Consider the following 13,910-nt stretch of genomic DNA (forward strand, 5'->3'; position numbering starts at 1 on the left):
TCCGGGCGAGCCGTGCGTACACAGTGTGGGATGCCCCCCTGCGTTCATCATGAACATGCCTAGAGATGAGGGTGTACACGGCTCGAAAAGGGCGCGTGCCGTATTCGACACGCGCCCCCTCCGAGTCGCCTGGTCAGCTGACCGCGCAGGTCTGTTCACCGAGCCGGAAGGCCGTCGGCTCACCGTTGGATGCTGTCCACCCACCCGTGAAGCCGAAACTCACGGACGACCCCGCCGCCACATTGCCGTTCCAGCCGACGTTCTTCGCGGTCACCGCCGATCCCGACTGGGTGTGCTCGGCGTTCCACATCTGCGACACGGTCTGCCCGCTGGGGAACGTCCACCCCAACGACCAGCCGCTCCACGCGCCGCTCCCCGTGTTGGTCAGCCTCACATCGGCCTGGAAGCCGCCGGACCACTCGTTGGTGATCGTGTACGTCACCGCGCAGGCACCCGTGGGCTCCGGCTCGGGTTCGGGGTCCGTACCGCCGTCCCCACCGCCGGTGTCGGAGGTGTCGCCGTAGATGACCCCGCGCCCGTTGGTCGCGATGTACACACGGCCGTAGATCCGTGGGTCACCGGTGATGGCGGCGCCGGTCCAACCCCACTGGTGGGCGTCGTCGTTGATCCGGGTCCAGGTCGCGCCCTTGTCCGTCGAGCGGAAGATCCCGCGTACGCCGCCGATCTTGGCGCTGGTGTAGAGGGCCTGGTACGAGGCACCGGTGGCCGCCTTGCCGAACCCGATGGTGTCGGCCTGCTCGACGTTGGAGAGCTTGGTGAACGTGGCCCCGCCGTCCGTGGAGTGCCACAGCCCGTACGCCCCGTCCGTCGCGCCGCCCGCCAGCCACACCTCACCCTTCACCCCGGGCAGCGCCTTGAAGCGGACGCTGTCACCGCTGGGCAGCCCGGTGGCGTCGGACGCCGTGAAGGTGGCCCCGCCGTCCGTGCTCACATAGAACTTCCCGGACTTGAACCCGTAGAAGGTCCGCGCGTCCACCCGGTCGGACTCGACGATCGCGCCGGCCGGGATGCCCGACGAAGCCGACCAGGAGGTGCCGAAGCCCGTCGCGTAGTGGACGCCCGCGCCCTGCGGACTCCAGACGAACCGGCTGCCGTCGGAGGCAGCGGCGACGGTACCGCCGCCGCTGACGCCCGAAGGATCGGTCCCGGCGAACCAGTTGGCCCCGTTGTCCGTCGAGAACGCGATATGCGGGCCGGAGTCCAGATTGCCCACCCGCACCACGGTGTTGGGGTTGGACTCGGCGTAGTCCAGGCTGGTGGTGGACGTGAAGTTCGGCTGGGTGAACATCATCGACGGGACCTTCGTCAGATCCGTGTGCCGGAAACCACCGATGTCACCGAGCGCGGAGAGCAGCGGCGCACCGGACGGGGGCGAGGCCAGATCGTTGACGGCGGTCTCCTCCAGCCCCTGCACCATCGGCCTGATGCTGAACTGACCACCGCTGTCCCAGTTCCCGAGGTTCTCCGTCCCGTAGATCGTCGCGCCCGTCCCGTACATCATCCGGTCGGAGTCGAACGGGTCGATCTCCAGTGCCTCGGTCATCCACCCCAGCTTCGGCGTCTGCTCCGGCGGCGACGGATTGGCGCCCCAGGTCAGCCAGGGCGAGGACGAGACGTCCATGGTGTAGCGATTCGAACGGTTCGGATACGAGGTGTAGTCCCACGCCTTGGTCCAGGTGGCGCCGCTGTCCGTCGAACGGAAGATCTGGGTGTCCGGCCACCAGGAGCTGTACGCCGTCGCCATGACCGTCCCCGGGTCCTGCCGGTCCACGGTCAGCCCACTGAACCCGTAGTACGTGTCGGCCTCCGCGACCGGACTGATGTCCGTCCAGGTCCCGGTGGCCGTCGCATACCGCCACAGCTGGCCCTTGCCGCCGTCGTACGGCCCGCCCTTGTCGCTGTAGGACAGATACAAGTAGCCGTTGACCGCGTCGAGAACACCCTTGTGGGCCAGATAGCCGGTGGGCTGCCCGGCCACCCGCGACCAGGTCGCACCCGCGTCCGTCGACCGGTACACCGCGTTGTCCTTGTCGGCGACCCCGACATAGATCGTCCGCGTCGCGTTCCCGGACGTCCCGGTGGACTCGTCGAAGGTGACCCAGACGATCCCCTGGTTGTCGGAGGCGTACCCGGACGCGTCGCTCGGGTCCTGCACGTAGTTCCCGACGTTGGGGAAGTCGGCCACCTGCGCCCAGGTGACCCCGGAGTCGGTGGACCGCCAGAGCCCCTTCCCGCTCGGCGCCCCCAGATACAGCACACTGTTCTTGTTCGGATCGACGACGAGCCGCTCACCCATGCCACGCCCCGGCATGTTCCCGCCGAGCTTGAACGGCAGATCGGCCTTCTGCCAACTGGCCCCCCGGTCGGAGGACCGAAGAATCGCCCCATTACCGGGGTCCCAGCTGTTGGTGTACGTCCCGGCGGCCACATACACCTTGTCGGGATCGACGGAATCGGAGGCGAGGCTCACGACTCCCGTGTGCCCCCAGTTGTCCCAGCCGACGGAATCCAGCAGCGGCGTCCAGGACTTGGAGGACTCGACCCAGCGATAAGCCCCACCGATATCGGTACGGGCATACGCGAGGTTCTGTTCCTTACGATTGAAGACGATGCCGGGAACGAATCCACCGCCATCGATGCGGGCGTTCTTCCAGGTGTAGGTGTCGGCGGCGATCGATACGGACTTGTCGGCCTTCTCGGCGGCCAGGGCGGGCGGGGAGCCCGCGAGCAGCCCGGCCGCGAGGGCGAGCACGGTGGTGAGGATGCGAGTTCTTCGCACAGGTGGGGTCCTCTCCTGCAAAGGTGGGGGGAAAGGGGCGAAGCGTTACGTGCACAGCCCCCGCGCCCGTCTTCAGGGGCGCGGGGAACTGCGCGACCAGCCACGGATCACCCGCAGCCGAAGCACGACCTCTCGGCGGAGCTATTCCAATAGCTCCGCATACGCACCCATGGCCAAAGCGATATCCGCCTGAGCCCAGAACCGGTGATAAGTGAACGAAGGCGCTGCCCCGCCGGCGAGATACGCCTCGATCTTCGACCAGGCCGGATCGTCCTCATAGAACGACCGAATCGAATCGAAGGTCGACGACGAGTTGACGGCGTCACCATTCGGCATCGTCCCGGTCCACCCACTCGGCACATACACCCCGTCGTCGAACCGGTTGTAGTCCGCCCGGGTCTCGGGAACCGCGATCCCGAGCCCGTCCTGGTGGTGGTCCCACATCCCGTCGAGCAGCGCCTTGGCGACCCGGGCCGCGTCGGCGTCACCGGAGCGGTCGGCGTAGTACGTCAGGGTCTTGGCGTAAGCGGCGGCCACTCCCACGTCATCCGTATAGTCGGCGACGGTGACATGAAGCCCCGCATTGGCGCCGGGACTCGACGCGTTCCACGTATCGGGCGCCCCCGACCACTGAAGGGTCGACGGAATCCGATACGTACCGTCCGGATTGATGGTCGTGTTGGACAGCGCCCAGTCGACCCACTTGTCCAGCACGCTCTTCGCGGCGGCGTTCCCCGTCTGCTGGTAGTACTCGGCGACCCGCTCCATGGACCACGCCTGGAAGCCGAACCACTGGTTGGACGGCGGGTCGTGGTACACCGGCTTCTCGTCGTAGTACATGCCGTAGAACGTCGGCGTCCCCGCCGGAGGCGTCGCGTACCGCCCCGCCCAGCTGTTGGTGGCGCCGCCCGCGATGGCGCCCTCATCGGACTGCAGCCAGCGGTAGAACTCGATCTGCCGGTCGAGGGACTTGGCCCAGTCGGCCTGCCCGGTCGCGGACTTCGGCTTCAGCGGGGCGTAGTTGGCGAGGGCGTACGCGGCGAGCGGGTTCTGGTAGCCGCCGTGGGCGTGGCTGGAGCCGATGCGCCAGGCCCAGCCCGCCGAGGAATCGGTCGCACCGCCCCAGGCGTAGTACCAGGACAGCAGATAGTGCGAGGCGTCCTTGCCGGTACCGGCCGCACAGGCCGTGGGACCCACACAGTTGCCGATCTTCTTGAAGTACTTGTCGTACATGGCGTAGCGCAGATAGTCGCCCATCTTCGCGGCCTTGCCGATGGTCGCGGAGACATCGGCGCCCTTGCCCTGCTGCTTGGCCCAGATGTCCGCCCAGTACGCGGCCTGCACGGCACGCGCGTCGGCGTCGGGCGCGTTGGTGAACTTCCACTGCTTCGCGTAGGCGGCGTCACCGGTGAACAGGTCCAGATAGCCGTTCGGACCGCCGTACTTGAACTGGTCGCAGGTGGGCTGCGGAACGGTCTCCCACACCGACTCCTGCGGTCCGCGCTGGAAGGTGTTGATGTACGACGGGCCGGTGTCCGTCGGGCCCGCCTCGCACTTGCCCGGCGAATTGCCGTACCCGTACACGTTGTCGACGTCCTGCAGCCAGTGCATGCCGTAGATGTCGTCCGTGCCGTACGCGCTCTTCAGCTCGGCGGCGATGGGGTCCGAGCCGACCGAGACACCGGTGTCGAGCTGCGCCGGGTACTCATTGGGGGTGTCGTGCTCGGGGGCGTACGTCGCCGGCTTGTTCGCCGTGTAGAAGGAGTTGGTCGGCTGGTCGGCGTGGGTGGGGATCATGTACTGCTCCATGATGTCCCAGGCGCCGTTGAAGCGGGACCAGTCGCCGGTCACCTTGCCGTACATGGCCTGCAGCCACAGGAGGTAGCTGTACGCCTCCGAGGTGGTCTCATGGCCGTGGTCCGGCGCCTCGACGATCAGTGTCTCCACCGAGTGGTACGGGATGCCCTCGGGGGAGAAGTAGCCGTTCGCCGGGTTGGTGATCTTGCCGTAGAGCTCCAGGAACCGTTCGTCGTACTCGCTCGACGCGGCCAGCTGCGTCACGGTCACCGACGCCTTGGCGTGCCCGGTGGCCGTGGAGTCGAAGACCGCCGAGCCGGTGCCGGAGGCGTCGGCGCCGATGGTCACCTTCTGGGCGGTGTTCCAGTTCGACGACGTGAACGTCAGCGACGCGCCGCCGGTCACGGACAGCCCGGTGTTGCCGGAGGCCCGCGCCGTCGTTACCGTCACACTGCCGGACGGCTGCGTCGAAAGTTTCACGTCGTAGGTGCTCGACTCGCCCTGGCGGACGCCCAGTTGGGTCGGCGCGACCACCACGGCGGGACCCGAGGCGACCGTGATGCCGACCGGCGTGGAGTCCGCCGACGCGCCCAGACTGTCGTACGCCTTGGCGACCAGCGAGTGGCTGCCCACGGACAGCCCCGTCGCCGAGAACGTGTACGGCGACGTCGTGTCGGTGCCCAGCAGCGTGGTGTCGTCGTAGAACTCGACCTTGCTGATCGTGGCGTCGTCCGCGGCGGCGGCCGTGGCGGCCATCGGCACGGGGTCGCCCTGCGAGTAGACCGCGCCCGCCGTCGGGCTGGTCAGCACGGTGATCGGCGGCTGATGGGCGCCCACACACGGCGTGCCGTTGATGGCGAAGCTTGTCGGTGCCGCGTTCGTGCCGCTGTAGGTGAACTGGGCACCGGTGGTCACGGCCGCCCCGACGGCGATCGTGCCGTTCCAGGAGGCGTTGCGTGCCGTCACCGTCTTCCCGGACTGGGACCAGGTGCCGTTCCAGCCGTTGGACAGCGTCTGGTTGCCCGCGTAGTCGTAGGTCAGGGTCCAGCCGCTGATGGCCTCGGTACCCCGGTTGGTGAGCGTGAGGTCGGCGGTGAAACCGGAACCCCAGTCGTTCGTCTGGTAGTCGACGCTACAGGCAACTGCCGCCGCGCTTGCGGGAGTTGAAGTCGTGCCGAGCATCGTGAGCGGGAGAGCGAGGGCCGCCACGACGGCGGTCCACAGGCGCCGCGCCGTGCGGCGTCCGGGTCTGGGGAGCATGCTCTGGTTCCTTCCGTGCGGCTCTTACGGAGGTGGGGGCGGAGCAGCAACAACAAGCCTTGAACCAGTGGGAGCGCTCCCATATTGAGGACGGGGGCACAAGGGGTCAAGGTGCTTGAAGAGTCGAAAAGATTCGATCAGGGCGAAAAGATTCGTGAAGCGCAATAACGCAACACCTCTGTTTTTTACCGTCACTTGGCGCTACCTTCACCAGCACCAGTGGGAGCGGTTCCATCAGTCGGCGCGTCCGTCCCCGGCGTGTCCGAGCTGCGAGGGGCCGCTCATTCGAACACCCCAGCGTTCAGGTCTTTTACTCGATCTGCCCGCCGGGGTGACCGCATGACGCACGGCTCCTCCACGTACACCCCACTACGGAAGAGGAACCCGCACTCATGAGCCGTACCAGAACCGCACTCCTCGCCGCGCTGGCCCTGGTGGCCGGCGCCGCCGGGGCCGCGACCGCCGCGGTGCCCGACGACGTCGGCACCCGGGCGATCCCCTGCACGGTCGACTACACGGTGCAGAACCAGTGGTCCACCGGATTCACCGCCGCCGTGACGATCACCAACAACAGCGCCGCGAAGACCGCGTGGGCCGTGCAGTGGTCGTACGCCGGGAACCAGACCGTCACCAACGGCTGGAACGCCCGGCTCACCCAGAGCGGGACCGCCGTGACCGCCGCCAACGAGACGTACAACGGCTCGCTGCCGACCGGCGGTTCGGTGAGCTTCGGCTTCAACGCGACCTACAGCGGCACCAACGCGCTCCCCACCACGTTCACCCTCGACGGCGTGACCTGCAATGTCGACGACGGCGGCACCGACCCCACCGACCCGACGGACCCGGGCACACCGGGCAGCAAGGTCGACAACCCGTACTCCGGGGCCAAGGTGTATGTGAACCCCGAGTGGTCCGCGAAGGCCGCCGCCGAGCCGGGCGGCACCCGGATCTCCAACCAGCCCACCGGTGTCTGGCTGGACCGGATCGCCGCCATCGAGGGTGTGGGCAGCGGCATGGGCCTGCGCGACCACCTCGACGAGGCACTGGAGCAGAAGGGCTCCGACGAACTCGTCGTCCAGCTGGTCATCTACAACCTGCCGGGCCGTGACTGCGCCGCGCTCGCCTCCAACGGCGAACTGGGCCCGACGGAGATCGACCGCTACAAGACCGAGTACATCGACCCGATCGCGGCCATCCTCGCCGACCCGAAGTACGCCTCGCTGAGGATCGTCACCACGGTCGAGATCGACTCGCTGCCCAACCTCGTCACCAACACCGGAAGCCGCCCGACGGCCACCCCCGAGTGCGATGTGATGAAGGCCAACGGCAACTACGTCAAGGGCGTCGGCTACGCCCTGAACAAGCTGGGCGATGTCGCTAACGTCTACAACTACGTCGACGCCGGCCACCACGGCTGGATCGGCTGGGACGACAACTTCGGGGCCTCCGCCACCACCTTCAAGGAGGCGGCGACCGCCGAGGGCGCCACGGTGAACGACGTCCATGGCTTCATCACCAACACGGCCAACTACAGCGCCCTGAAGGAGGACCACTTCACCATCAACTCCACGGTCAACGGCACCTCCGTGCGTGAGTCGGCCTGGGTCGACTGGAACCGCTACGTCGACGAACTCTCCTTCGCCCAGGCCTTCCGCCAGCAGTTGGTCTCGGTCGGCTTCAACTCCGACATCGGCATGCTGATCGACACCTCCAGGAACGGCTGGGGCGGCAGCGCACGGCCCACCGGTCCCGGCGCCACGACCAGCGTGGACACCTTCGTCAACGGCGGCCGCTACGACCGTCGTATCCACATCGGCAACTGGTGCAACCAGTCCGGAGCCGGTCTCGGCGAGCGTCCGCAGGCGGCCCCCGCGTCCGGGATCGACGCCTATGTGTGGATGAAGCCCCCGGGTGAGTCCGACGGCTCCAGCCAGGCCATCGACAACGACGAGGGCAAGGGCTTCGACCGCATGTGCGACCCGACGTACACGGGCAACCCGCGCAACGGCAACAACATGTCCGGCGCCCTGCCGAACTCGCCGCTTTCCGGGCACTGGTTCTCCGCCCAGTTCCAGCAGCTGATGCAGAACGCGTACCCGGCGCTGTGACGCCGACCGCGTGAGTGTCCGCCAGGGGGTGCCCCCGGCCCCCTGGCGGACCGTCCACCGGGCTTCGCCCAAGATGCGCGGAAGAGCTCGGGGGTTCGGGTTGATTGGCGGGTGCGAGTGGGTGGGGGCTGGTCGCGCAGTTCCCCGCGCCCCTTAAAGGCATGGGCCTGCGGCCCTGCCATGCGGCCATGCGGCCATGCGTGCCCGCGGGCCGATGAAAAGCGGGGCGTAGCCCCTGCTTTTCAGGGGCGCGGGGAACTGCGCGAGCAACCACACACCACCCGCACCCGCCAAACAACCCCGAACCCCCGAGCTATAAGGCGCCCAAGGGGGTCGAAGGGGCGCAGCCCCTGGGGATGGGAACGGGTAGGGGCGGCGGGGGCGAGAAAAAGTTGCTGATACGGCAAGGTGAGTTGCCCATCTTCAGCGCGACGCCGCAGGCTGACGGCATCCGCGAAGAGAGGGACACCGTCATGGGACAGCACCACCACGGCCACCAGCAGGACGGTCACCATCACGGCCACGTCGACACCGACATCGACTGGGCCGAGATGGCCGGCCACCTGGAGGAACAGGCACAACTGTTCACACCGATGTACCGCAGCGCAGCGTCCTGGCTCGCCCAGCACCAGCCCGACCCGGGACTCATCGCGGATCTGGGCAGCGGCCCAGGCGTGGTGAGCTGTCTGCTGGCAGACCAGTTCCCCGGCGCCCGCATCGTGGCCGTGGACGGTACCGGCCCTCTGCTGGAGCGGGCCCGGGCGCGTGCCGAACGCCAGGGACTCGCCGACCGGTTCACCACGCTGGAGGGTGAACTCCCAGGCTGCCTCGGCGACTTGGAGTACCCGGCCGATCTGATGTGGGCCAGCAACAGCCTGCACCACCTCGGTGACCAGCGCGCCGCCCTCGCCGCCTTCGCCGAACGCCTCGCACCCGGCGGCACCTTGGCCATCATGGAGAGCGGGCTGCCGGCCCGGTTCCTGCCGCGTGACATCGGTATCGGCCGCGCCGGACTGCAGTCCCGGCTCGACGCGGCGCAGGACCTGTGGTTCAGCGAGATGCGCGCCGGGCTGCCCGACAGCGTCGCCGAGCCGGAGGACTGGCCGGGGCTGCTGGCGTCCGCCGGTCTGCACGACGCCACGTCCCGCACCTTCCTGCTGGACCTGCCGGCCCCACTGTCGGACGCCGCCCGCACCTACGCCGTGAAAGCCTTCCAGCGCGGCCGGGGAATCCTCGCAGACCTCCTCGAACCCTCCGACCTGGCCGTCATCGACCGTCTCCTCGACCCCGAAGACAAGGCGAGCCTGCACCACCGGACGGACGTCTTCGTCCTCGCCGCCCACACGGTCCACGTGGCACGGGCATGATCCCCCCGTCGGACGGCCCTTGACTTCGAGAGTGCTCTTGACTTCGAGAGTTCTCCAAGTGGTGGACTGCGGACGGGCATCGGCGGCCGGACCGCCGATCGGCGCCCGCCGGCGGAGCCATGCCGCCACGTTCCACACGTCCAGAACCACAGGGGGAGAGCCATGTCCGACGACACTCCGGTCGCACTCATCACCGGCGGCGGCACCGGTATCGGAGCCGCCGTGGCCCGGCGGTTGCTCGACGGCGGCCACCGGGTGACCGTCACCGGGCGTCGGGCGGAGCGGCTGCGGGACTTCGCCGCCGAACTCGGCGATCCGGAAGGGCTGTTGACGGTCGCCGGTGACGCGGCCGACTACGGCGATGTGCGGGCCGCCGTCGAGGCCACGCTGAAGGAGTTCGGGCGGATCGACACCGTCGTCGCCAACGCCGGGTTCGCCACGCACGACACCGTCGCCGAGGGGGACCCGGCCGGGTGGACGGACATGGTCCTCACCAATGTGCTCGGGCCCGCTCTGCTCATCCGGGCCGCCATCGACGCCCTCAAGGAGACAAGGGGGCGGATCGTGCTGGTCGGCAGTGTCGCCGGCTTCGTGCATGGACCGGGGAACATCTACGGGGCCACCAAGTGGGCGGTCACCGGGCTCGCCGAGAACACCCGGCGGCAGGTCACCGAGTGGGGCGTGGGCGTGACCCTCGTCGCCCCCGGCCGTGTGGAGACCCCCTTCTGGGACAGCTACGGCAGCCTCCCGCCGGGCCATCTCCTCACGCCGGACCAGATCGCCGACTCGGTCGTCTGGGCCATCCGGCAACCGGAGGGCGTCGACATCAACACCGTGGTCGTCCGCCCGATCGGCCAGCCCGTCTGAGGCACACGGGCAGCGGCCCCCGCACGGTTCGCACATGAGACCGCCCGCCGGAACGCATCACGTCCGGCGGGCGGTCTCATGTCCGCGACTCTCGGCGCGGTGGCCGGGTCACGCCATGTCGAACGTCGCCGGGTCCGGGCCCAGTCGGCGGTCCTCGTTCAGCGCGCTGATCGCCGCGATGTCCTCGACGTCGAGGGAGAAGTCGAAGACCTCGATGTTCTCCTTGATGCGGGCCGGGGTCACCGACTTGGGGATGACCACATTGCCCAGCTGGAGGTGCCAGCGCAGGACGATCTGGGCCGGGGTGCGGCCGTGCTTCTGGGCGATGGCGATGATCGCCGGGACCTCCAGGAGGCCCTTGCCCTGGCCGAGCGGCGACCATGCCTCGGTGGCGATGCCCTGCTCCGCGTGGTACTCGCGGGAGGCGTGCTGCTGGAGGTGGGGGTGCAGCTCGATCTGGTTGACGGCCGGGATGACCGACGTGGCGTCGATCAGCTTCTCCAGGTGCTCCGGGATGAAGTTGGAGACACCGATGGACTTCGCGCGGCCGTCGGCGTACAGCTTCTCGAACGCCTTGTAGGTGTCGACGAACTTGCCCTGCTTGGGCAGCGGCCAGTGGATCAGATACAGGTCCACGTACTCCAGGCCGAGCTTGTCCAGGGACTCGTCGAAGGCGCGCAGGGTGGAGTCGTAACCCTGCTCGCTGTTCCAGAGCTTGGTGGTGACGAAGAGGTCCTTGCGGGGGATGCCGGAGGCGGCGATGGCCTTGCCGGTGCCCTCTTCGTTGCCGTAGATCGCGGCCGTGTCGATGCTGCGGTAGCCGGCCTCCAGCGCCGTGGCGACGGCGCTCTCCGCCTCGTCGTCCGGCACCTGCCAGACGCCGAAGCCCAGCTGGGGCATCTCGACGCCGTTGTTCAGGATGATCGGGGGGACCTTGCTGCTCACGCGCTCTCGATCCTTCAAGTCGTCGGGTGGTACATCCCATCGTCAACGATCACGGCCCTCGATGCATTCCTGAGCGGACGGCTCGCGACCCGAATCACAGATTGGCCGGAAACGGACCCCACGCGCGAAGGAACCTCCTAGGGCCTGTCGTTTGGATCACGCCTGGGCCGCGGGGTGTGGCACGCACTCCCCCACTGCCTTAAGGGCGTGGGGGGACCCCCAGCGGCGTTGTCGTCGGTCGCCAACTCCCCCACGCTCGGCTTCGCTCGCGCGGGAGGGACCCCCATCGCGTTGACTCCCTCCTCCGCCTTGCCTCTGCACGCACCACACCCCGCTCACCGGCAGCCGCCAGGCGCCGCAGCCCGAAGCCGGCATGATCCAAACGACAGACCCTAGGCGCCGCGCTCGGCGGTGCCGCCGCCACCGCCGTCGGACTGCCGGCCCCCCCCCGCACCTCACCCACATCATGCAGATACTGCGTCTTCCCGAGGGCTGCGTTCGATGTGCGGCTACCGCCGCGCGGCCCCCGGCCCTCATGCAGAAAAGCAGGTCAGCCGGCGTGACCGGCGCCCGTGACCTCACGCCTGGTACAGCGCCTCGACCTCTTTCGCGTACGTCTTCTCGATCGCCTTGCGCTTCAGCTTCAGCGAGGGGGTGAGCAGGCCGTGTTCCTCGGTGAACTGGTGGGCCAGGATGCGGAAGGTGCGGATCGACTCGGCCTGGGAGACCAGGGTGTTGGCGGCCACCACGGCCCGCCGCACCTCGGTCTCCAGCTCGGGGTCGCGCACCAGCTCGGCCGGTTGCAGCCTGGGCTTGCCGCGCATCTGGAGCCAGTGCTCGACGGCCTCCCCATCGAGGGTGACGAGGGCGGCGATGTACGGCCGGTCATTGCCGACGACGATGCACTGGGCGACCAGCGGATGGTCGCGCACCCGCTCCTCCAGGATTCCCGGGGAGACGCTCTTGCCGCCCGAGGTCACCAGGATCTCCTTCTTGCGCCCGGTGATCGTGAGATAGCCGTCCTCGTCGAGGGCGCCCAGATCACCGGTGGCGAGCCAGCCGTCGTGCAGAGTCTCGTCGGTGGCCTTGGGGTTGTTGAGATAGCCCTGGAAGACGTTCGGGCCGCGCAGCCAGATCTCGCCGTCCTCCGCGATGTGCACGGACATCCCGGGGATGGCCTGGCCGACCGTGCCGTAGCGGGTGCGCTCGGGCGGGTTGGCGGTGGCGGCCGCGGTCGTCTCGGTGAGGCCGTACCCCTCGAAGATATGGACGCCCGCGCCCGCGAAGAACAGTCCGAGCCGGCGGTCCATCGCCGAGCCGCCGGACATGGCGTACTTGATCCGGCCGCCCATCGCCTCGCGGATCTTGGCGTAGACGACCTTGTCGAAGAACTGGTGCTGCATCCGCAGCGCCGCCGAGGGGCCGGGCCCGATGCCCCAGGCCCTGGCCTCCATCGCGTCCGCGTACTTCACGGCGACCTCGACGGCCTTCTCGAACGGCCCGGTCCTGTCCTCCCGTTCGGCCTTGCGGCGGCTGGCGTTGAAGACCTTCTCGAAGATGTACGGCACCGCCAGGAAGAACGTCGGCCGGAACGCGGCCAGGTCCGGCAGCAGGACGGCCGCGTTGAGCGCCGGCTGATGGCCGAACTTGACCTTCCCTCTGATCCCGGCGACCTGCACCATCCGCCCGAAGACATGGGCGAGCGGCAGGAACAGCAGCGTCGCCGGGACCTCGCCCCTGCGGGGGGTGAACAGTGGTGCCCAGCGGTCGATGACGGTGTCCGACTCGAACATGAAGTTGGCGTGCGAGATGACACAGCCCTTGGGGCGCCCGGTGGTCCCGGAGGTGTAGATGATCGTCGCGATCGACTCGGGCGTCACCGCCCGGCGATGCCGGTGCACCACCTCGTCGTCGAGATGCGCCCCCGACTCGTACAGCTCCTCCACGGCGCCCGCGTCCAACTGCCACAGCCGACGCAGTTGCGGCAGCCGGTCGATGACCGTGGCGATGGTCATCGCGTGGTCCTCGTGTTCGACGACGGCCGCCGTCACCTGGGCGTCGTACAGCATCCAGAAGCACTGCTCGGCGGAGGAGGTCGGGTAGAGGGGGACGACCTGGGCGCCGATGGTCCACAGGGCGTAGTCGAAGAGGGTCCACTCGTAGCGGGTACGGGACATGATGGCGACCCGGTCGCCGAACCGGATGCCCTGCGCCAAGAGGCCCTTCGCCAGCGCCAGTACCTCGTCGCGGAACTCCGCCGACGTCACGTCCCGCCACTCGCCCCGCTCGTCCTTGCGGCCGAGGGCGATGAACTCGGGGTCGTCCTGGGCGTACTCGAACACGGCGTCGGCCAGACCGCCCACCGGCGGCGCCGACGCCAACGGAGGGTTGGTGAACTCGCGCAAACCCGCTCCTCGTGGCGCTCCGCACAGGGCGTGAAAGCTACCTCACCGAGAGGGCCGATGGGAGGGGTTCCGGAGGGGACGAATCCACACCCAGGTCACAGGTCGCCACGGGAAAATCTGCATAGAGAGGGAGGTATCAGGCGCAATTCCTGACCGCCGAGTAAGTGTGGGCGGCGCAATCTCCACCGAACCCGCACGACCCGATCACGCCACGCGCTGTCATGGGCACGGTCCGACCTGGGCAAACGCGAATACTGCTCACGTCTCAGGGGGCGCGGTGTGTGTGGTGGGGCCGGGACACGCCGCTTCGCGCCCGGCCCCATCTGTACCAGCGCATCGGCGGACCCACCCGTCACACCCC

General features: G+C 68.5%; 7 protein-coding genes. 3 read left to right on the forward strand and 4 right to left on the reverse strand.

Annotation, left to right across the window (positions count from 1 at the left end; translation table 11 throughout):
• Positions 1–133 precede the first annotated feature (133 nt).
• Positions 134–2,800 (reverse strand): cellulose binding domain-containing protein, encoded by a 2,667-nt coding sequence (locus ACWD4G_RS37920; RefSeq protein ID WP_451301846.1) that lies wholly within the window; start codon positions 2,798–2,800, stop codon positions 134–136.
• A gap of 141 nt (positions 2,801–2,941) precedes the next feature.
• A complete protein-coding gene (locus ACWD4G_RS37925) occupies positions 2,942–5,857 on the reverse strand; it encodes a glycoside hydrolase family 48 protein (protein WP_451301848.1) in 2,916 nt (971 codons plus the stop codon).
• A gap of 392 nt (positions 5,858–6,249) precedes the next feature.
• Between ACWD4G_RS37925 and ACWD4G_RS37930 the strand changes: the two genes are divergently transcribed.
• The 3 genes from ACWD4G_RS37930 to ACWD4G_RS37940 all read left to right on the forward strand — a co-directional run bounded on the left by ACWD4G_RS37930 (position 6,250) and on the right by ACWD4G_RS37940 (position 10,199).
• A complete protein-coding gene (locus ACWD4G_RS37930; protein WP_451301850.1) occupies positions 6,250–7,965 on the forward strand; it encodes a glycoside hydrolase family 6 protein in 1,716 nt (571 codons plus the stop codon).
• Positions 7,966–8,438: 473 nt separating this feature from the next.
• On the forward strand, positions 8,439–9,332 hold the full coding sequence (locus ACWD4G_RS37935; protein WP_451301902.1) for a class I SAM-dependent methyltransferase: 894 nt from the start codon (positions 8,439–8,441) through the stop codon (positions 9,330–9,332).
• Positions 9,333–9,494: 162 nt separating this feature from the next.
• Positions 9,495–10,199 (forward strand): SDR family oxidoreductase, encoded by a 705-nt coding sequence (locus ACWD4G_RS37940; protein WP_451301852.1) that lies wholly within the window; start codon positions 9,495–9,497, stop codon positions 10,197–10,199.
• A gap of 108 nt (positions 10,200–10,307) precedes the next feature.
• Here the strand turns inward: ACWD4G_RS37940 and ACWD4G_RS37945 are convergent, their stop codons facing one another.
• Positions 10,308–11,144, reverse strand: a complete 837-nt coding sequence (locus ACWD4G_RS37945) for an aldo/keto reductase (RefSeq protein WP_451301853.1) — start codon at positions 11,142–11,144, stop codon at positions 10,308–10,310.
• Between the two features lie 578 nt (positions 11,145–11,722).
• On the reverse strand, positions 11,723–13,549 hold the full coding sequence (locus ACWD4G_RS37950) for an AMP-dependent synthetase/ligase (RefSeq protein ID WP_451301855.1): 1,827 nt from the start codon (positions 13,547–13,549) through the stop codon (positions 11,723–11,725).
• Between the last annotated feature and the right edge of the window lie 361 nt (positions 13,550–13,910).

Source organism: Streptomyces sp. NPDC002643 (genome assembly GCF_053592555.1).

What these genes read in the sequence shown, in the direction of transcription:
- ACWD4G_RS37940 (WP_451301852.1), top strand. Translation starts at nt 9,495, where the DNA reads ATGTCCGACGACACTCCGGTCGCACTCATCACCGGCGGCGGCACCGGT.
- ACWD4G_RS37925 (WP_451301848.1), bottom strand. Translation starts at nt 5,857, where the DNA reads ATGCTCCCCAGACCCGGACGCCGCACGGCGCGGCGCCTGTGGACCGCC.
- ACWD4G_RS37930 (WP_451301850.1), top strand. Translation starts at nt 6,250, where the DNA reads ATGAGCCGTACCAGAACCGCACTCCTCGCCGCGCTGGCCCTGGTGGCC.
- ACWD4G_RS37935 (WP_451301902.1), top strand. Translation starts at nt 8,439, where the DNA reads ATGGGACAGCACCACCACGGCCACCAGCAGGACGGTCACCATCACGGC.